Genomic DNA, 19214 nt, shown 5'->3' with positions numbered 1-19214 from the left:
TAGCCAACGAAGGTATAACGCTGGCGCATCCGGAGCCATCACGCCCCGAACGCCAATGAAAGCGCCAGGCATGAGCCTGGCGCTTTCATTGCAAGACGCTTGTTCGTGTCAGAACGTCCAGCACGGTTCATTCCCGCCACCACCATTCAGGTAATGGCCAACCAGATGGACTTCGTCTCGGTATATTCACCGAGTGTCTGCAGTGACTTGTCGCGGCCATTGCCGGACTGCTTCACACCACCAAAGGGCATCGTCATGTCCGGCCCTGCCCAGTTGTTGATATAGACCTGTCCAGACTGCAATCGGCGCGCGACACGAATCACCCGGTTGACGTCCTGACTCCAGAGCCCTGCTGCCAGCCCATAGTCAGAGTCATTGGCGATCGCAATCGCGTCTTCCTCATCATCAAACCCCATGACGGAGAGAACCGGGCCAAAGATCTCCTCGTTGGCAATGGCCATGTCTGCCGTCACGCCAGTGAAGATGGTCGGCGCTATGAAACAGCCCTCAACCTGGCGATTGTCGTCCGTGATGATCGCCTCACGTCTTGCCCCTTGCTGCTCACCGAGCGCGATGTAGCTGGCAATCTTGTCGTACTGTTCCTGATCGACGATGGCGCCCATGAAGCTTTGCGGGTCCAGCGGGTCCCCCGGCTGCATGCTCCTGGCAGCTTCACACAGCGCACGAACGAATGGCTCGCGAATACGGTTGTGCACCAACAGGCGGGAACCTGCGATGCAAACCTCTCCCTGATTATGGAAGATGGCGGCAGCGGCCTGACGTGCGACGCCCGGGATATCAGCACAGTCTTCGAACACGATATTCGGGCTCTTGCCACCACACTCGAGGAAAGTCCGCTTCAGGTTCGACTGACCCGCATATTGCGTCAGAAGCTTGCCCACCTGAGTCGAGCCAGTAAAGGCAATGGCATCGACCTGCATCGAAAGCGCCAGGGCCCTACCGACATCTGCCCCGAAGCCTGGCAATACCTGAAAGACTCCCTTGGGTATCTCCGTCAGCGCGATCAGTTGCGCCAGGCGCAGCGCCGAGAGCGATGACTTCTCGGAGGGTTTGAGAATGACACTGTTGCCAGTCGCGAGGGCTGGAGCAATCTTCCAGATCGTCATCATCAGCGGGAAGTTCCAGGGCACGATGGAGACGACCACGCCCAGGGGTTCACGCACGATCAGTCCCAACGCCTCTTCGCCGGTCGGCGCGACCTGACCATAGAGCTTGTCCAGGGACTCAGCGGTATAGCGTAGACATTCAATGGCAGAGGCCACATCGCCCAGCGCACTGGTGATCGGCTTGCCCATGTCGAGTGTATCGAGCAGTGCGAGCTCCTGCTGATGCTCGGCGATGAGTTCTGCCAGATGCAGCAAGGTGCGCTTGCGGGCTGCCGGTGCCAGCCGCGACCAATCGCCCTTGTCGAAGACAGCTCTGGCACACGCCACGGCGCGTTCTACCTCGGGCGCCTCGCAGCAGGCCACCTGTGCCAGAGTGTCGCCCGTCGCAGGATTGATAGAGGGAAAGGTCTTGCCACTGGCGGCGTGGGTGAACTCGCCATCGAGATAGGCGCGAGTTTCAAAGGACAGCTGGCTGGCACGTTGCTGCCATTGGGCATGAGTGAGTGGCATGGTATGGCTCCGAGGGAGGACTGCGGCGGAAAAGACGTGAGAACGAGATGGCAACGGTGGAGAAATCAGCGACCCGCACGCGCCAGCACGGATTCCAGCAGCACCTGGCAGCCGAGGGCACAGTCTTCAGGTGAAGCATATTCCGCCTCGTTGTGGCTGATGCCATCGAGACACGGCACGAAGATCATTGCCGTCGGCGCCACGCGCGAAACATAGACGGCGTCATGGCCAGCACCGCTCATCATCTCTCGTGAGGGCGCATCCTGCTTGGCGACGGCCTGCCTGACGACCTCGATGCATGCCTCATCGAAGTCGACGACTTCTGACTTCCAGATGCGCTCCTGCGTCACACTGACACCATATTCCTCTGACACCTTCTCAAGCATCGCCATGAACGTGGCTTCCAGTGTCTCAAGCTCGGCTTCTTTCACATGGCGCAGGTCCACCGTCATGCTGACCTCACCCGGAATGACGTTGCGCGAGGCGGAGGGAATATTCAGGGTGCCCACCGTGACACGTGCACTCCCCGTCGGGTCTGATTGCACATGCTGGTGGATCTGATCCATCAAGCGCGCAGCCGCCATCATCGCATCACGGCGATAACGCATCGGCGTCGGCCCTGCATGCGCCGCGACACCAGAAATCGTGACATCAAACCAGCGAATTCCCTGAACGCCGGTGACAACCCCCAGTGACTTGCCTTCCTGTTCCAGCACCGGCCCCTGTTCAATGTGAAGCTCAAAATAACTGTCCAACCTGGGGCCCGCCTTGAAACCTGGCGTGCGCAGTCCGGTGCTCGCCAGCGCTTCGCCATAGGTAATGCCTTCGCTGTCTTCACGCGCCAGGGTATAAGTTGGCTCAAAGACGCCTGCATAGGTGCCGGACGCCACCATCGCCGGGGAGAAGCGACTGCCTTCTTCATTGCCCCATACGATCAATTCCAGCGGCCGGCGCGTGACAATGCCCTGCGCATCCAGCACTCGAAAGACCTCAAGTCCTGCCAGCACACCGAGAATGCCATCAAAACGTCCGCCCTTGGGCTGAGTGTCCAGGTGGCTGCCGGTCGAGACCGGGGCCAGCGACGGCTCGCTGCCCTCACGACGAATGAACAGGTTTCCGACCTCATCGACACGCATCTCGCAACCAAGTGCCTCGCACCACTGCATCAGCAGGCGGCGCCCCTGGGTATCCTCCTCGCTGAACGCAAGACGACAGGAGCCGCCCTTGGCCGTGGCCCCGACCTTCGCCATATCCATCAGGCTATCCCAGAGACGTTGCTGGTCGATCCTGAGCGGCTGAACCTCTTGTGCAACTGCCTGCATGCTTGCGTCCTCTTGTTCTTGTGTCCGTATGTCGATGGGCGTGTACCGACCTGTCACTCAGCACCCCGCCGTCACATCGAGTAGACCGTCACCTTAGAAACTCACGCCCCCGGAGCGGAATACCCCCATTGGGATATACCGGGCGGCTATCCGATCTGGATACGCTGGTTCCAGTGAACGATTGCAGCGAGAGCGACAGTGAAGAGCGCTTGGCACGCTGCATGACACCAGACCCCAGACAATCGCTGGCTCTCCGCCATCACCAACAACAAGAGACAACACTGATGACCACCAACACTCTGGATCACACCTCATCTATCGATGCACCATCCGAACATTCTGCCCATGGCCTGAACGGCGATGCTCAGGTTGTCTGGGAGAAGGACAGAGATCACTTCATCCACCCCTTCACTGACTTCTCGACCTTCCACGAGCAGGGTTGCGACATCATCAGTGATAGCGACGGTATCTACGTGTCAGATATCGAAGGCAACCGTTTCATCGATGGTATTGCGGGGCTGTGGTGCGTGAACGTGGGGCATGGTCGCAAGGAAATCGGTGACGCGATGGCGGAACAGGCCACACGCATGGCCTACTTCTCTACCTTCAACAATCTGACCAATATCCCGGCAGCGGAATTATCGGCCAAGCTTGCCAGTCTGGCACCGGCACACCTCAACCACGTCTTCTATACCTGTGGAGGCTCCACCGCGAATGATGTCGCCATTCGTCTGGTGCATTACTACTACAACCGTATCGGAAAGCCGCAGAAGAAGAAGATCATCTCCCGCAAGAATGCCTATCACGGTACCACCTACATGGCGGCTACCCTGACAGGCATCGAAAGCAACAACTGGATGTTCGATACCCTGGACTCCCATGTCAGCTATCTCAGCGAAGCCAACTGTTATCGTCGTCCGAAGGGCATGAGTGAAGCTGACTATTGCGACCAACTGGTGAATGAATTCGAGAACAGAATCGAAACACTGGGCGCTGACAATATCGCCGCTTTCATCATGGAGCCCATCATGGGCGCAGGCGGTGTTCTCGTCGCTCCCGAGGGTTACCACACTCGCATGCAGGCCCTCTGCCGCCAGCACGACATCCTGTTGATCGTCGATGAAGTCGTGACAGCCTTCGGACGTCTCGGCCACTTCTTCAGCAGCGAAAAGGTCTTCGGTCTCAGCCCGGACATCATTACCTGCGCCAAGGGACTTTCCTCTGGCTATGTGCCGCTTGGCGCAACGCTGATTTCAGACTCCCTTTATGAGGTGCTGGGTACCCCCCAGGGTAAAGGTGGTGTATTGAGCACAGGGTTTACCTATTCAGGCCATCCGGTCAGCTGTGCCGCCGCGCTCAAGAACATCGAGATCATGGAAAGAGAAGCGCTGTGCGAAAACATCCAGCGAGTCGGCCCCTATCTTGAGGCGCAGTTGAAAACCCTGAAGCATCACGCTACCGTTGGCGACGTTCGCGGCAGTAACTTCATGATGTGCTTGGAAAATGTGGCAGACAAGACAACCGGTGAGCTCTTGCCACTGGAAGCACGTGTCGGGGATAGGGTCGCTGCAGAAGCTCAGAAGCGAGGCTTGATCATTCGCCCTGTCGGTCACCTCAACATCATCTCTCCGCCGTTGATCTGGGATGAAGCCGTGATCGATCAGGTCGTGGCCATCCTCGATGCCTCATTCTCGGCAGTCACCGAATCACTCACGCAAGACGGTTATCTGTAACAGTCCAGAAAATGGATTGATGTGACGCGGCCTCGCCCAGGTTATCGCGTGTTGCCAACATTGCCGCTGGCCCTTGAACTTCGCTGCGCCAGCGGCATCGGCCGTCACATATGTATAAAAAATTATAATGACAAAAGGTATGTTATGGACAATTTTGGATACATGAGCCTGATCCCCACAGGCATCGTGCTCATCATGGCGCTCATTACACGCAGGACAATCGAATCACTCATGACAGGGGCAATCGTCGGCTTGTTGATGATTGACCCTTACAATGCCATTTCAGATGGCGCAGATACCATGCTGACGGTACTGGCCAATGATACCGTCACCTGGATCATTCTCGTATGTGGTCTATTTGGCAGCTTTATCGCCTTGTTGGTAAAGACAGGCGGTGTACTCAGCTTCGGGGCAGCGCTTGGCAGCCGAATCCGGACCAGGAATCAAAGCTTGCTGGCAACCTGGGTGCTGGGCCTGGTGATCTTCGTCGATGACTATCTGAATGCGCTGACCATCAGCGCCTCGATGAAGAAGATTACCGATAGATTCAACATCTCACGCGAAAAACTCGCCTACATCGTCGACTCCACCGCTGCACCAGTCTGTGTATTGGTACCCTTCTCAACCTGGGCAGTCTTCTTTTCGGGCCTGCTGGAAGAAAATGGCATCCCGGGAAATGGCATATCCATGTATATCGAAGCCATTCCTTACATGTTCTACGCCTGGGTAGCGGCAGCTATCGTACCGATGGTCGCCATGGGCTGGATTCCCAATATCGGCCCGATGAAAGCCGCCGAACTGCGTGCCGCCTCTGGACAGACCATCCCCGATGACAGCACTGACACGACACTGGAAGTCGAAGATACCGGCAAGACACCGCCACATCTGCTCAACTTCCTGGTGCCGATGTTCGCGCTGGTCTTCTTCACCTGGTATTTCGACACTGACATTCTACGCGGCGTGATAGTGGCACTGCTGGTACTGTTCGTGATGATCTTTGCGCAGCGTCTGCTCAGCTTCAATGACACCTTCGACACGGCATTGGAAGGCTTCAAATCGATGCTGCTGCCTCTGGGAACACTGGTTGCCGGCTTCTTCCTGAAAGAGGTCAATGACACCCTGGGGCTGACCACATTCGTCATCACCCATGTGCAACCCATCATGACGCCGGGGCTGCTGCCGATGGTCATCTTCCTGACCATGGCCTTGCTGGCCTTTGCAACCGCCTCTTTCTGGGGCCTCTTTGCGGTGGCAATGCCGATCGTCTTGCCGCTCGCCATGAGCATGGATGCCAACATGCCACTGGTCGTGGGCGCACTGATCTCGGCCAGCGCCTTCGGCAGTCACGCCTGCTTCTATGGTGACTCCACAGTGCTCTCGGCACAGGGCAGTGGCTGCTCTCCCATGTCGCATGCCTTGACCCAACTGCCTTACGTCTTGATCGCGGCATCGATATCCGCGCTTATCTTCCTTGCCGCCGGCTACCTGTGAGACGAACATCATGACCCGCTCCTCCCCCTCTCATTCTCTTGATGTCTTCACTCCAGGCTCACCGGCTGCCAAGGGCTTCTTCATGCCTGCCGAATATGCCAAACATGATGCCTGCTGGATGCTATGGCCACAGCGGCCGGACACCTGGCGTTACGGTGCCAAGCCTGCCCAACAGGCTTTCGTGGATGTCGCCACGGCCATCGCCGGCAGCGAGACCGTCATCGTCGGCGTCAATGATGAGCAGTACGAAAACGCACGCAATGAACTGCCCGCGCATGTGCGTGTCGTCGAGATATCCAGCAACGACGCCTGGATGCGCGATGTCGGCCCGACCTTCCTGACTCACCCGGATGGCCGTATTGCCATGATCGACTGGGAGTTCAATGCCTGGGGCGGCCTCAATGGAGGGCTCTATTTCCCTTGGGACAAGGACCGCAGAATCCGCACCAAGATCTCGCAGATTCTGGATGTTCCGCGCTTTGATGCCTCGATCATGCTGGAAGGCGGTGCCATTCATGTCGACGGCGAAGGGACGCTGATCACGACCGAAGAGTGCCTGCTCAATGCCAATCGCAACCCTGATCTGAGTCGCGAGCAGATAGAGCAGATCCTCAAGGACCATCTCGGTGTCACCACCATCATCTGGCTTCCCAATGGCTGCCATCTGGATGAGACCGATGGCCACGTGGATAACCTGTGTTGCTTCGTCGGGCCTGCAGAAGTCGCCCTCAACTGGAGCGATGATCCCCAGGACCCACAGCATGCGATCTCCAAGGCGGCGCTTGAGGTTCTCGAGAACTCCGTGGATGCCAGAGGGCGTGCCTTCAAGGTGCATCTGCTACCACAGCCCGGCCCTCTGTATATCCAGGAAGATGAAGCCAATGGTCTGGACCGCCTGGGTAGCTCACACCCGAGACGTCCCGGCGACCGCATGGCAGGGTCCTACGTGAACTTCTACATCGCCAACGAGGCCATCGTCATGCCATTGCTTGACCCGGCGCTGGATGATGTCGCGCGCGAGAAACTGCAAGCCATCTTCCCGACTCGGCAGATTCTTGGCGTCAATGCTCGTGAAATTCTGCTGGGGGGTGGCAACATCCACTGCATTACCCAACAGCAACCCAAGCGCCTGACTGAACGACACTGACGCCTGTTGGCGTAAAAAGAAGCCCGCCACCGGTGACATGACCGATGGCGGGCTTCTTGCGTTCTAACGAATAGCGGCGACCAGCGCTCACTATTGAGAGGATACGGGTCTCAGAAGCTCCAGCTGGCATGCGTCCAGAAGATACGCCTCGGCTCATTGACCTGTGCATCGCCCTGCCCACTACCCTGGAACGGATCGTCGTAGAAGCGATTGACGTGGTAGGCGTAGGCCTTGTCGAACGACCGGTGCGAGCATGGCAGATCCACTGGCGAAGACGGTAAACGTGCCTGCCAGTAGAGAGGTGTGCTCGTTTACACCTTGGCCTCCTGCAGTTCATCCCCTCGCTTGTGCGTGGCGCGAATCCACAGCCAATCCAGCAGCCCCATCACGATCAGCGAGAGGCCGACCAGCGGGAAGATGACACCGATGATCATCATCAAGCCCCAGACACCGGCGATACGCTTGCGCTCCTTGGGCAGCGGCGGGATACCGATACCGCCCACCGGACGACGCTTCCACCACATCACGCCCGCACCGACGCTCATCATCACCATCGCGATACAGGCCAGTACCAGCACCAGCTGATTGATCAGCCCGTACTGCTGCCCCAGGTGGACATTGATGCCCCACTCCAGCGCTCGACCCAGCGGGCCGTAATCGGCGTAATGCATGTCCAGCAGCACATCGCCGGAATAGCGATCCACATGCACCACCTGCTGGCGCTCCAGCGCATCCGGATAGATGGAGCCGGTGTAGACGCCCTGCGGCGAGCCCGGCAGATTGATGGCATAGCCCGGCGCCAGTCCTTCGCGAGCGAAGATGCGCTCAGCCTGATCGAGGCCGATATCGGCATGGGCAATCGCGGCGGCGCTCAGCGGCACGCCCGCAGCGCCGGAGGCCTGCTCGGCACCAGACCTGGTGCCGCCACCATGCCCAGCATGCTCTCCCTCATCCACGACGTGGCTTGTCGCTGCAGCCGGCAAGAAAGATAACGGGATAACGGCCTGTTCGAGTGACCAGGTCGTCCGCTCCTGGTCCACCAGCCGCGTATCGGACATCGGCGTATTCACGCGCACGCCATCGGGATACCCGAAGTTATGCCCGTTGGCCAACTCGTTGACCTTGGCACCCCACACCATTGACCACGGCATGCCGGTCACGGCGAGAAACAGGATGAAACCAGCGGCGAAGATGCCACACACGGCATGCAGGTCGCGCCACCACAGACGGCGCGCAGGCGTGGTACGCAGCGTGACGACGCCACCCTTCTGGCCCCGCGGCCACCACAGATACAGGCCGCTGAGTACCAGCAGAATGCTCCAGCCGGCGGCGATCTCGATCGCGGCATTGCCGATGGGGCCGGTGATCGCGAGGCTGTGCAGATTGCGCACCGTCCACATGATGCTGTCACGGTAGGCCATCTGCCCCTGTACTTCACCGCTGTAGGGATTGACGTAGACCGCCTGCTTGCCACTGCCATCGGCTGCCACGATATCGACTTCCGTGGTCAAGTCACTGGCCGCAGGCGGCACGACACGCACGGCCTTGCCGGGCAGACTTTCCACGGCGACACGCACCTGCTCGCTCAGCGGGACACTCGCCTGTGCCTGGCCATTCGCCTGTTGCACCACCGGCGTGTTGACCTTCATCAGGTCGGCATGCACGAAGTGGTCGATCTCTTCACGGAACAGATAAAGACCGCCGGTGACGGCCAGCAAGGTCAGGAAAGGCAGCACCAGCAGGCCGGCATAGAAATGCCAGCGCCACACGGCGCGGTAGATATCGCTGAAACCGCGAGCGGCGCGACCCGCGGAGTCGGTATTGGTTGTTGAACTCATCTCGATTACCCATCGACAGGTGCCACGACGCGCGACGGAGACTTTGTCCGCCGGTCAACGTGAGGTCACCGAACACTATGGAGAGCCACCGCGAGGTGGCCCAGCAATTCATGGCGCGAGGGAATCGTGAGGTGGCGCGCGCCCGGGCGGACGCAGATAGACATTGATGTCGCGGAACGCGACAAGGCAGGGACGCGGGGCCGCGTCGCGAGACAACCGCCCCAACGCCAGCAACAGGGCAACGGCGACCAATGCCAGCGTAAAGGCCGCCATGCTGGCCAACGGACAATCCGAGGCAGCGGAACTATGGGTGATCTGCGCCTGCGAACCGCTTTCGCGAGCGACACGCGTTATCCAGTCGCTATCGGCACTCACCCAACGCCCGGTACCGACACTCTCGAAGACGGCATGGTCGTTGACCATCACCACACGCGGGGCCGCCAGCGGCATGACCAGCATGGCAGCCAACGCGATCAGCATCACGAAGACGACATGCCCATTGGCCGCAGTCAGGCGCGACAGGACGCGATGATAGGAGACGGATTCACGCCTGGCGTGGCGAGTCGAGGGACAAGTCACTGTCATGCGCCCCCCGTGACCGGCACGTTCGCGTTTGTGCTCGTGTTGACGGTCGCAACACTGTCAGAGGACGGCGCTGCGGCCACGGACTGGAGCAGGAACGTCAGGCGATCAGCAAGCTGCGCAGGCGTCTGACTGAGCGGCAGGGTGTCACGCAGCCGGCCCTGCTCATCGATCACGAAGATCGCCACGCTGTGGTCGATCATGTAATCGGCCTCGCCCGCCGACGCCTGCGCTTGCGCGTGTTCAGGGGGATGACTCTGCTCGGGTTCTCGGCGCTGAAACTGGATACCGAGGCGCTGGGTAAATTCCTCCAGACGCGTGTCGTCCTGTGACGGGAGGCGAAGGCCGGTCACCGGCAGGCTGAAAGCAGACAGATAACGTGACAGCACGGGCAGGGTGTCTCGCGCCGGATCCAGCGTCAGAAACATCGGATGCAGATGCGCGCGTGAAGTCTCGTCAAGGCGTTGCCAGGCCATCTGCAGCCGGGCAAGCGACAACGGACAGATATCCGGACAATGCGTAAAGCCGGGAATCAGCACGCTCAGGTGACCCGCTTCCCCCCGAGACAGGGTGTCCGCGTGCAGCAGTCCCCGCGTGGAAGGCAGCTCGAGGGTCGTCGGCCACGCATCACGCGGTTGATGCGAGGCAGAAAGCCCCGTGATCAACGCGATAATGACGAGGGCAAAAGCACTGAGTCCCATCAGGATCAGCTTGCGCGGCGACATGAACACTCCAGCGTGGCGTGCAGAGAAGGTAAAGGCAGCAGGGTCGATGACAGGGATGCTAACCATTCACACCCGTGAAACCACTAATGCGACAAGTTGCCACAGCGATTGCCCCGGGCCTTCGCAAGCGCGACAAGGCCCCAGATAGCGTAAAGCCATCACCACCATCATCAGATTCAAAGTGCGTCTCACCCGGACGAACACGACACTGTCTCCATGCTCACGCAATTGAGCCAGTCCCCCAACCCCTTCTTCCCCTCACGCCATGAGGCTTCGCCATGATTCAGCGCCTTTCCCTGCACCCAGCCATCCTTGAAGTGCGCGACCTCGATGCCGCTTGCCGTTTCTTCACCGAAACACTCGCCCTGCCCATCCTGTTGCGCAACGCCACCAGCGCGACCCTGGAGCTGAACCATCGCCGAGACAAGCAGACCAGCGTATTGCTGTTGCAGCGCAGTGCCGAGCAACCCGACAGCCGCCAGCTGACGCTTGAGATCGAGCGAACGGACTTTGCCCGCTTCCGCGACCAATGGCAGGCCCAGGGAGCGCATCTGATCGAGAGTCACGGCAGCAGCGCCCCCGGCTGTGCCTGGCAGGTGCTCGATTGCGTGCTCCCCGATGGGCATCGCCTACGCGTGGTCAGCATCAACCCCGAGCGCTGCGCCCCGACGATCAGCCGTGGCATGGGCATGGCACCCTGAGATTCCAGCACACCAGATGGCTCGAGAGTCTCCGCTGGGCCGGCGCATGACACAAGCGCCGGCCCCGCTATCAAGTGCGCCATCATGGCGAGAAATGACGTTCCGGTGAGGCGTACAAGAAGATGGATTGGATGCCCATCACGGCTGAGGCGTCAGTAGTTGACTAGCAAGTCATCGATGACCGGGTTCATCTTGGTTTCGACTCCGGCAAACTTTGAGAACGTCAGGCCACCCCCTGCGACAAGATGATATTGCGCATAGGCGATTTCATCGCCATACGGATCATTGAGCCAGAGTTCTGCGTGTGACAGATAAGTCGTGACGTCCCAGGAGCGCAAAGCGGTATACGTCAATATCACTTCACAATGGCCGGGGACCGGAGCGTCATAGACTCGCGTATTCAAGCCATTGCGACTGAAGCCCCGTTTGATCACACTCAGGAAGCCCGGCACGATCACGGCTTCATTGCGCTCGATGCACACGGTATCCAGATAGGACATGCGTTCCAGAGGCTGAACCTGCACCGAGGTACAGCCGGCCATCACGAAGGTGATGGAAGCCGCCAATAACGCCTTCGTCATCCCTGTCATTCTTGACTCCCTGTCATTGAACAAGAGGCTTTATCGCGAGATATGCCATGGAAGGCATGCTTGTCCGCAGGGTATTAGTGAAAACAAATAAATGCGAGGAATCTGCCCGTGATCAGTCGTAATCCCCCCATGCAAGCGCGAGTCTCCTTCAGCGACGCCGACAAATGATGACAGGCGTGGCAAACATGAGTCCCCTTTATCACGCCGAGCCAATAATGACCCACTGACAGCGTGCGCGGATGTCCGCATTACCGCACTCGTGCCCGACGCAGCATCAGGTGTTGCTCAGCGACAGAATCGCCAGCCCCGCGTGCCGAGGTGGAAGTGATCACGATGGGCGGCGTTGTAATCCGGCCCCAGTACGGTACCGAAACTCTCACAGGCGGCGTCCTGCACGGCACGCAGGAAGCGGCCCGGGGCATCTTCATCCTCGGGTGCCGTCCAGTCGCGCGGCAGGCGAATCTGACGACCGTCCGCCAGCGTGAAGCCTGTGACATCCAGCGCATCCGCAGTGGCATGTTCACTGCGACGTGCGTTCTCTCGTCCGTAGATGTTGCGGCAGGCGTAGCTGCCCACATGGGACACTTGCGTCACCTCGCTCCCCATGACTTCCTGCGCCGCAGACTTGAGCCCATGGCGCTCGAAGCGCAACCAGCTCACCGCCAGCGGGCAGCTGGCAATGAAGGACTGGTTGAAGCGAACACCCTGCTCGCCACTCGCGCCTGACGCCGAATGCATGCGTACGCTGTTGATGAGGTCACAGCCGTTGTTGCTGGGGCGGTCCGGCAGGAAGGAAACCCGTTGCGGGGCTTCCCGCTCGAGAAATGCGCGACAGGCGGCCGGGTTCTCGTTCAAGCGTGAGAGCTTCCAGCCGGTCACCATGCCGGGCGGGTCCTCCAATTGCAGTGGCGCCCATGGGAGATAGTGAGCGGGTATCCAGCGGTCCAGCACGATGATGTCGCGCTGGATCGCAACGCCCAGGCCGATGACCACCAGGCATATCAGCGTGAGCCCCATACCTTTGCGGCGCTGTTTGTGCTGCAAACCGTTCATGTTCGCCTCCTGTACACGTTGCAGGCCCTCACCTGCCCCGGGCGTCGCCTGCCCTGAGCTTCACCTGCCCCAGGATGACTGACCACCGTGAATGGCATGACGTATCGACCGCCTCATATATGCCATATCAGAAACAGTGAAATGAAGGGGCGAGGCGCTGTCAGAGACGCGGCTGTCCACTATGCTGGACGCCATTCAGCAGACCAGCCACATGCCCTTGAGGGGCCACGCCCCGGCTGCTCTCTGCACGCCAATCCGCTATCAGGAGCGCACATGACGACAGCCCCTACCTCACGCCTGGGCACGATCCCGCTCTCGGTGCTGGACCTTGCCCCCATCCGCGATACCGGCAGTGTTGCTGAAACCTTCCACAATAGCGTCAGTCTCGCCCAGCATGTCGAAGCGCTGGGCTTTCATCGCCTGTGGCTGGCCGAGCATCACAACATCGATGGCATCGCCAGTGCCGCCACCTCGGTGCTGATCGGCCATGTGGCCGGCAAGACCTCCCGCCTGCGGGTCGGCTCGGGCGGCATCATGCTGCCCAACCATCCCCCGCTGGTGGTGGCGGAACAGTTCGGCACCCTGGCCACGCTCTACCCCGACAGGATCGATCTCGGGCTTGGCCGCGCGCCAGGTTCCGATGGCATCACCATGCAGGCGATGCGCCGCGACCCTTCCGCCGGCGTGAATGACTTCCCCCAGCGGCTGGCCGAACTCGAGCAGTATCTGGGCGAAGCCTCACCCGGTCAGCGCGTCAAGGCCATGCCGGGGCAAGGCACTCATGTCCCCCTGTGGCTATTGGGTTCCAGCGACTACAGCGCACGCCTGGCAGCGAAAAAAGGTCTGCCCTTCGCCTTCGCCGGCCAGTTCGCCCCCGGCTACATGCTGGAGGCCATCAAGCTCTATCGCGAGAACTTCACGCCCTCCGAGGTGCTGGATGCGCCCTACGTGATGCTCGGCCTGCCCCTGATCGCCGCCGACAGTGATGAACGCGCCCGTTTCCTGGCCAGCACTCAGCAACAGAAATTCCTCAACCTGATCCGCGGCAAGAGCACGCGTGCCCTGCCCCCACGCGAGACACTGGACTGGTCAGCACGCGAGGAAGCCATGGTCGGCCAGAATCTGGCCGCTGCCATCATCGGCGGGCCAGAGCGCATTCGCAGCGAACTCGAGCATCTGCTGGAGGTAACCCAGGCCGACGAATTGATGTTCAACTCGGATTTCTATGAGCATGCCGACCGCCTGAAGAGCTACGAGATACTCGCCGAGGTCGCCGGCCGCCGGACGCCGGCCGCCAGTCAATGACGTGAGCCCCTTCACGCTGACTGGCTTGCCAAGACAAGACGCCGCTCACATCTCCTGTGAGCGGCGTCTTGTCGTTCTGAGCCTGCCGTGAAGGCACGTATTGACGTCATGAGCTGAAGGCGATGAGCTTAAAACGATAAACTCAAGGCGATGAGTTCATGACGATAAGTTCATGCCACGACTCGGCTCAATGATGGTCGCGCGGGTTCACGCGACGATTCTTGACGTCGGGCGCACGGCGGATGCGATCTTCCTCCGCCAGGCTGTCAGCCTCGAAGATATCCGCACCGACCGGTGTCTCACCATGACGGCGATACAGCTGACTGAGCATCTGGCGACGATCAGCCCGCAGCTCCTTCACCAGCACCACGATCATGCCGTAGATGATGAAGGTGAAGGGCAAGGCCGAGAGTACCGAGGCTGACTGCAAGCCCTTGAGACCGCCTGTCGAGATCAGCGTCAGGCAGATGGCCGCGATCAGCACGCCCCAGGCGATACGCTTGTAGAGCGGCGGATTGATCGAGCCACCGTCGGTCATCTGCGCCACGATGTAGGACGCCGAATCGGCGGAGGTCACCAGGAAGATGAAGATCAGCATGATCGCGACCACCGACAGCACGCTGCTGAAGGGCATCAGGTCGAACATCTCGAACAAGGCAGACGTGATGTTTGCATCCGTCGCGGCCGCCAGACCGACATCACTGGTCAACTCCATGTTGATCGCCGCGCCACCGAAGACACCGATCCACAGGCACGCCAGCAGCGGCGGCACGATCAGCACGCCCACCACATACTCCTTGATGGTGCGGCCACGCGAGACACGCGCGACGAAGGTGCCGACGAACGGCGACCAGGCGATGACCCAAGCCCAGTAGAAGACGGTCCAGGAGCTGTTCCAGTCATTGCCGTCATAGGGCGACATGCGCAGGCTCATGCCGATGAAGTTCTGCAGATAATCGCCGATGCCCAGGGTGATCGTCTTGAGAATGTCCAGCGTCGGGCCAGTGAACAGCACATACAGCATCAGCGCGATGCAGATGCTCATGTTGAGGTTGGACAGGCGCTTGATGCCCTTGTCGAGCCCGGACCAGGTCGAGGCCATGTAGGCACAGAACATCACGCCCATGATGATGAACTGCCATTGCCAGCCTTCTTCCACGCCGAAGACGAAGTGCAGCCCTCCATTCATCTGCAACACGCCCAGGCCCAGCGATGTCGCGACCCCCATCACGGTCGCCACCACCGCAAAGACATCCAGTACCGGGCCGTAGCGGCGCACCTTGGGATGCTTGGCCGTCACGGATGACAGCACCGAGGACACCAGCCCCGCCTGTCCCTTGCGGAACTGGAAATAGGCAATGATCAGGCCGACCACCGAGAAGGCAGCCCACTGATGGACGCCCCAGTTGAAGAAGGCATATTGAATGGCATAGCGCGCAGACTCGGGCGTCTCGCCCGGCATATCGGCGAACGGCGGCTTCAGATAGTGCTGCATGGGTTCCGCCATGCCATAGAACACCAGCCCGACGCCAAACCCTGCTGCCAACAGCATGCTGACCCAGGAAAAGAAGGTATAGGAAGGCCGGCTATCCTGCGGCCCGAGCCGGATCTTGCCGTACTTGCTCAACGCGAGACTGATGAGAAAGATCACGAAACCAAACACGGATATCAGATAGAACCAGCCAAACATGCTGGTCACGGCGCCGAGCGCCTGATCTGCCAATTCACCGAAACGGGTGGGGAATCCTGCCCCCAATGCGACCAGCCCCAGAATGATGATGACCGACGCGCTGAATACGCGCTTTCCTCCAGATGTCATAAATCGCTACTCCCTGTGAGCTGTGACAGCGGTGAGGTGGATCGCGCACCAGCGAGAAACGAGTAGCGTATCGCCAACGAATATTCGCAGTGCCTTCTAGACATGAACCTGATTCCCCAGAACTTCAAGGGCAGACGACGTCAGCAGCACAGGAAAATTTGTCACCGTCTGTACAGGTAGGCGTTTGCCCCAACCAGGCCACAGCCTCCGCGTGGGAGGAGAAAGCCGCTTTTGAAAGGCCAGTGCAGGCTTTGAAAGGACAGCGCAGACCTTGGAAGGACAGTGACGAAGGAGCAAAGAGACCGGAAGTCCCGGGCAAGCTGGCCAGTCACGATGGCGAGATCGCCAGATAACCTCTACATTAGTTGTACGATAGTTATAAAATGCGATTCACCGCCGACATGACATCCCACTGAGGGTATTCCCGATGCCTGCACATACCACTGCAACACACCCGCCACGCACCGCTGTGACCCCCACCCACGCGTCGCCTGCTACCCCACTACCCCCAAGCCAGCTCGCCGATCAGCCGCTCGCCCACCAGGACGAGACCAGCATGACACTCGAGTCGCTGGCACGCGCACTGCAGCACGGCATGGTGCCGGTGGTCGAGGTCATGTCACTGGATGGCATCTACAAGGTGAGAATCCATCATTGCCACGGCATCTCGGACCTGACGCGCAATGATCACAGCGCACTCTGGTTCAAGGGCACCGGTGAGATACGCGACTTGATGGGCGCACGCGGCATCAGCCACGGTGTGCTGACCTGGGCGGACCAGTGGGGAGATGAAATGATCGGGGTCGAATCGCGCAGCCTCAATCAGGAAGAACTGCTCGCCTGGGGCACGCGTATCTGTTTCAAGTGATACCCGAGAGATAGTCCCCCACGGGGATGTCAGCCCAGACACATAAAAGCCGCCCCTGCCGAGGGCGGCTTTTATGTGTTGCTGTGCCATATCCAAGGTCATCCATCCGACCAGCTCTCAGCAAAATACAGCTGGCTCAAGCTCTGTCGAGAACGCGAAGAGTTTGAAAGAGCCTCACTGGCTGACGGCTTCTTCATTGGCCACGAAACCGGCATCAGCGCACAGGCGGCTGAATTCATCCCAGTGCTTCATGACCTGCCAGGCGCCTGTGGTCCGCAGCACCTCGGCGTGACCCGGCGGGATGTGGCTGGCGCCCAGATGGCCGACGACCTTGAGGCCCGCGGCCACGGCTGCCTGCATTCCCGTGCGGCTGTCTTCCACCACCAGACATTCCTCGGCGGAGCGTCCCAGCGTCTTGAGGGCGAGCAGATAGAGGTCCGGCGCCGGCTTGGGATTCATGACCTCATCGGAGGTGAATATCGGCAGCTGCTCATCGCCATTGGCCGCGGCAATCTCATCAAGAATGCCACGCAGCCCCGAACTCTCGAGATTGATCTTCATGCGCTGCTCAGAGCTGTTGGACACGATCGCCAACGGCAGACGCTGATCGCGAATCCACTCCAGCGTCTCGCGCACCCCGGGCATGGCCTTGAGTGAGTCTGCCAGGCGGGCATCGACGAGATGGCGTACCTGGTCGAGCGCATCCACGGGCAACGTGTGCTGGCTGCGGGCTTCCAAGTCCAGCAGGATATCGCGCGTCATCATGCCCAGACAGCGGTCCAGCTCATGCTCGATCTGCTCTGCACTCCCCAGGTCTGGCAGCCAGGCGGGAAGTTTTTCCTTGAGCACGCCATCAGCGATGATCTCGCTATCCACCAATACACCGTCACAATCAAAGATAAGTTGCTTCATGCGAGCTCCAATTCGAGAAAAGATGGCCGAAACACGTGATGAACAAGACGCCTTGTCGCGCAAGGCATTGAGCGGCCACAAGAAGTGATATCCCTCATTGATGAGGGCAGAAACCTGAAAAGCAATCCCGACATTCTGCAGCAGACCTGGGCGAGGATTTTCCGAGGCAAGTCTGTCGGTAGGTGACTTGACGCGCTCAAGGGTAATGCACTGCAATGGCAACGTCATGACAGGAATTCTTGCCTTATCAAGACACCCATGCAGGAGGAAGTATGCGTCATCGCCATTCCCGCACATGCTCACATCCCTCACACTCGTCCGGCTTCGGCACGGGCCTTCTGGCCGGCGCCGCCGCGGCGACCGCCTTCTTTCTGGGCCGGCGCCTCAACAGTGCTCGCAAGGTCAGTAGCGGCCATCCGCTGAAGCATCAGGTGCTCGATGCGGCCTCGCAGGTCATGCAGCGCAAGTATCCGATGGAAGCGATGAGTACCTACCTCAACGGCTTCCACCATTACGCCGATGACATGGGGCGTCAGGTGGAGGCCAGCCACTTCTGCATCCACCTGGAACATGATCTGCACCAATGCGTGATCTTCGATTCCAATCGCAGTGATGCCCGCTTGATCGGGATCGAATACATCATCAGCGCCGAGCGCTACGAGCAGCTGCCCGAGGAAGAGAAGCCGCTCTGGCACAGTCATCACTATGAAGTGAAGTCCGGCATCCTGGTGGCCCCGGGGATTCCGGAACTGGCGGAGCGCAGCTACTTCGAGGACCTCGTCACCACCTACGGCAAGACCTTCCACACCTGGCAGATCGACCGCGACGACTTCCCCTACGGTATCCCGCAGCTGATGATGGCCTTCACCCGTGACGGTCAGATCGACGAGGAGCTGATGAAGCGCCGTGATGAGCGCCTGGGCATCAGCACCGAGGAGCGCCGCCGGAAGCGCGCCGAGATTCCGCTGCCCGATGTCAGCCCCAAGGCCAACGGTGGCTCGACCCCGCCCGACAGCGAGTCCCACCAGCCGCCGCATGAGAGCCTGAACGACAGCCGCTGAGGCCAGCGGCGCTTCAGCGACACAAGCCACGACACGCACCAACGACATGCATCTACGACATGCATCTACGACAAGGCGCCTGGCAATCAATTGCCAGGCGCCTTGTCGTTTCAGCTATCGCGTCAGGAAGCCGCAATGAGCATCCCGCAGGGCTCAGCTCTGATTGTCGTGTCGCGGCTTGTCTTCACGTGATGTCGAGGCCATCTTCTCGAGCTCCTCTTCACTCATGGAGTCATACATCGAGCGGGCGGCCCCATCCAGTTCGCTGGCCTTCTGCTCGCCGCGACGTGCTGACAGTGCTGCCCCGGCTGCCATCTGCTGTGCCTTGGACTTGGCTGGCATGATTGTCCTCCCTCTGGGCGAATATCGTGAACCATGGTCGGCTGCCATGAGCTCGACCATGCCGCTTGCTGTCACTCTCCATAGGCCA

At 59.9% G+C, this 19214-nt stretch carries 17 protein-coding genes; 7 read left to right on the top strand and 10 right to left on the bottom strand.

Annotation, left to right across the window (positions count from 1 at the left end):
- Positions 1-146: 146 nt before the first annotated feature.
- The gene (locus QD356_RS04350; RefSeq protein ID WP_192838109.1) at positions 147-1637 is read right to left on the bottom strand and encodes an aldehyde dehydrogenase; all 1491 of its coding nucleotides are present in this window, start codon (positions 1635-1637) and stop codon (positions 147-149) included.
- A gap of 65 nt (positions 1638-1702) precedes the next feature.
- Positions 1703-2959, bottom strand: a complete 1257-nt coding sequence (locus QD356_RS04345) for a Zn-dependent hydrolase (protein WP_192838108.1) — start codon at positions 2957-2959, stop codon at positions 1703-1705.
- A gap of 284 nt (positions 2960-3243) precedes the next feature.
- Here QD356_RS04345 and QD356_RS04340 point away from each other — a divergent pair, with 284 nt between their 5' ends.
- The 3 genes from QD356_RS04340 (at position 3244) to aguA (ending at position 7330) form a co-directional block, all read left to right on the top strand.
- A complete protein-coding gene (locus QD356_RS04340; protein ID WP_192838107.1) occupies positions 3244-4692 on the top strand; it encodes an aminotransferase in 1449 nt (482 codons plus the stop codon).
- A 162-nt stretch (positions 4693-4854) separates the two neighbouring features.
- Positions 4855-6183, top strand: a complete 1329-nt coding sequence (locus tag QD356_RS04335) for a Na+/H+ antiporter NhaC family protein (RefSeq protein WP_225996407.1) — start codon at positions 4855-4857, stop codon at positions 6181-6183.
- Between the two features lie 10 nt (positions 6184-6193).
- Positions 6194-7330 carry an agmatine deiminase gene (gene aguA, locus QD356_RS04330; protein WP_192838106.1) on the top strand — a complete coding sequence of 379 codons (1137 nt, stop codon included), beginning with the start codon at positions 6194-6196 and terminating at the stop codon, positions 7328-7330.
- 311 nt (positions 7331-7641) lie between these two features.
- Here the strand turns inward: aguA and QD356_RS04325 are convergent, their stop codons facing one another.
- The 3 genes from QD356_RS04325 to QD356_RS04315 form a co-directional block, all read right to left on the bottom strand.
- Positions 7642-9168, bottom strand: a complete 1527-nt coding sequence (locus QD356_RS04325; protein ID WP_192838105.1) for a PepSY domain-containing protein — start codon at positions 9166-9168, stop codon at positions 7642-7644.
- A gap of 108 nt (positions 9169-9276) precedes the next feature.
- Positions 9277-9753 carry a hypothetical protein gene (locus QD356_RS04320; RefSeq protein ID WP_192838104.1) on the bottom strand — a complete coding sequence of 159 codons (477 nt, stop codon included), beginning with the start codon at positions 9751-9753 and terminating at the stop codon, positions 9277-9279.
- The gene (locus tag QD356_RS04315) at positions 9750-10475 is read right to left on the bottom strand and encodes an SCO family protein (RefSeq protein ID WP_192838103.1); all 726 of its coding nucleotides are present in this window, start codon (positions 10473-10475) and stop codon (positions 9750-9752) included. Before QD356_RS04315 ends, QD356_RS04320 begins: the two co-directional genes overlap by 4 nt.
- A gap of 278 nt (positions 10476-10753) precedes the next feature.
- Here QD356_RS04315 and QD356_RS04310 point away from each other — a divergent pair, with 278 nt between their 5' ends.
- Positions 10754-11176 carry a hypothetical protein gene (locus tag QD356_RS04310; RefSeq protein WP_153635572.1) on the top strand — a complete coding sequence of 141 codons (423 nt, stop codon included), beginning with the start codon at positions 10754-10756 and terminating at the stop codon, positions 11174-11176.
- A 152-nt stretch (positions 11177-11328) separates the two neighbouring features.
- Here QD356_RS04310 and QD356_RS04305 read toward each other — a convergent pair whose 3' ends face one another.
- Together QD356_RS04305 and QD356_RS04300 are read right to left on the bottom strand one after the other, a co-directional pair.
- Positions 11329-11766, bottom strand: coding sequence for an Sbal_3080 family lipoprotein (locus tag QD356_RS04305; protein ID WP_131431883.1), 438 nt, complete (start codon positions 11764-11766; stop codon positions 11329-11331).
- Positions 11767-12051: 285 nt separating this feature from the next.
- The gene (locus QD356_RS04300; protein WP_225996406.1) at positions 12052-12819 is read right to left on the bottom strand and encodes an extensin family protein; all 768 of its coding nucleotides are present in this window, start codon (positions 12817-12819) and stop codon (positions 12052-12054) included.
- A gap of 273 nt (positions 12820-13092) precedes the next feature.
- Here QD356_RS04300 and QD356_RS04295 point away from each other — a divergent pair, with 273 nt between their 5' ends.
- Positions 13093-14124, top strand: a complete 1032-nt coding sequence (locus tag QD356_RS04295) for an LLM class flavin-dependent oxidoreductase (RefSeq protein WP_192838102.1) — start codon at positions 13093-13095, stop codon at positions 14122-14124.
- Positions 14125-14311: 187 nt separating this feature from the next.
- Here QD356_RS04295 and QD356_RS04290 read toward each other — a convergent pair whose 3' ends face one another.
- Positions 14312-15943, bottom strand: a complete 1632-nt coding sequence (locus tag QD356_RS04290; protein WP_192838101.1) for a BCCT family transporter — start codon at positions 15941-15943, stop codon at positions 14312-14314.
- A gap of 556 nt (positions 15944-16499) precedes the next feature.
- On the opposite strand from QD356_RS04290, the gene QD356_RS04285 reads away from it, so the two are divergent.
- Positions 16500-16811 (top strand): hypothetical protein, encoded by a 312-nt coding sequence (locus QD356_RS04285; protein WP_043332181.1) that lies wholly within the window; start codon positions 16500-16502, stop codon positions 16809-16811.
- Between the two features lie 174 nt (positions 16812-16985).
- Here QD356_RS04285 and QD356_RS04280 read toward each other — a convergent pair whose 3' ends face one another.
- Entirely contained in the window at positions 16986-17723 is a 738-nt protein-coding gene (locus QD356_RS04280; RefSeq protein ID WP_192838100.1) for an HAD family phosphatase, read from the bottom strand.
- Positions 17724-17995: 272 nt separating this feature from the next.
- On the opposite strand from QD356_RS04280, the gene QD356_RS04275 reads away from it, so the two are divergent.
- Complete coding sequence (locus tag QD356_RS04275; RefSeq protein WP_192838099.1) at positions 17996-18784, top strand: OBAP family protein; 789 nt, start codon at positions 17996-17998, stop codon at positions 18782-18784.
- Positions 18785-18937: 153 nt separating this feature from the next.
- On the opposite strand, the gene QD356_RS04270 is transcribed toward QD356_RS04275, so the two are convergent.
- Positions 18938-19126, bottom strand: coding sequence for a DUF3008 family protein (locus QD356_RS04270; RefSeq protein WP_192838098.1), 189 nt, complete (start codon positions 19124-19126; stop codon positions 18938-18940).
- Positions 19127-19214 lie beyond the last annotated feature (88 nt).

This window comes from Cobetia sp. 2AS (assembly GCF_029846355.1).
Classification (GTDB): domain Bacteria; phylum Pseudomonadota; class Gammaproteobacteria; order Pseudomonadales; family Halomonadaceae; genus Cobetia; species Cobetia amphilecti.
This window is presented reverse-complemented; position numbering and strand designations above follow the sequence as displayed.

Coding starts and splice junctions, on each gene's coding strand:
- QD356_RS04275 (WP_192838099.1), top strand. CDS start 17,996: ATGCGTCATCGCCATTCCCGCACATGCTCACATCCCTCACACTCGTCC.
- aguA (WP_192838106.1), top strand. CDS start 6,194: ATGACCCGCTCCTCCCCCTCTCATTCTCTTGATGTCTTCACTCCAGGC.
- QD356_RS04315 (WP_192838103.1), bottom strand. CDS start 10,475: ATGTCGCCGCGCAAGCTGATCCTGATGGGACTCAGTGCTTTTGCCCTC.
- QD356_RS04300 (WP_225996406.1), bottom strand. CDS start 12,819: ATGAACGGTTTGCAGCACAAACAGCGCCGCAAAGGTATGGGGCTCACG.
- QD356_RS04350 (WP_192838109.1), bottom strand. CDS start 1,637: ATGCCACTCACTCATGCCCAATGGCAGCAACGTGCCAGCCAGCTGTCC.
- QD356_RS04320 (WP_192838104.1), bottom strand. CDS start 9,753: ATGACAGTGACTTGTCCCTCGACTCGCCACGCCAGGCGTGAATCCGTC.
- QD356_RS04325 (WP_192838105.1), bottom strand. CDS start 9,168: ATGAGTTCAACAACCAATACCGACTCCGCGGGTCGCGCCGCTCGCGGT.
- QD356_RS04290 (WP_192838101.1), bottom strand. CDS start 15,943: ATGACATCTGGAGGAAAGCGCGTATTCAGCGCGTCGGTCATCATCATT.
- QD356_RS04340 (WP_192838107.1), top strand. CDS start 3,244: ATGACCACCAACACTCTGGATCACACCTCATCTATCGATGCACCATCC.
- QD356_RS04280 (WP_192838100.1), bottom strand. CDS start 17,723: ATGAAGCAACTTATCTTTGATTGTGACGGTGTATTGGTGGATAGCGAG.
- QD356_RS04345 (WP_192838108.1), bottom strand. CDS start 2,959: ATGCAGGCAGTTGCACAAGAGGTTCAGCCGCTCAGGATCGACCAGCAA.
- QD356_RS04310 (WP_153635572.1), top strand. CDS start 10,754: ATGATTCAGCGCCTTTCCCTGCACCCAGCCATCCTTGAAGTGCGCGAC.
- QD356_RS04295 (WP_192838102.1), top strand. CDS start 13,093: ATGACGACAGCCCCTACCTCACGCCTGGGCACGATCCCGCTCTCGGTG.
- QD356_RS04285 (WP_043332181.1), top strand. CDS start 16,500: ATGACACTCGAGTCGCTGGCACGCGCACTGCAGCACGGCATGGTGCCG.
- QD356_RS04305 (WP_131431883.1), bottom strand. CDS start 11,766: ATGACAGGGATGACGAAGGCGTTATTGGCGGCTTCCATCACCTTCGTG.
- QD356_RS04270 (WP_192838098.1), bottom strand. CDS start 19,126: ATGCCAGCCAAGTCCAAGGCACAGCAGATGGCAGCCGGGGCAGCACTG.
- QD356_RS04335 (WP_225996407.1), top strand. CDS start 4,855: ATGAGCCTGATCCCCACAGGCATCGTGCTCATCATGGCGCTCATTACA.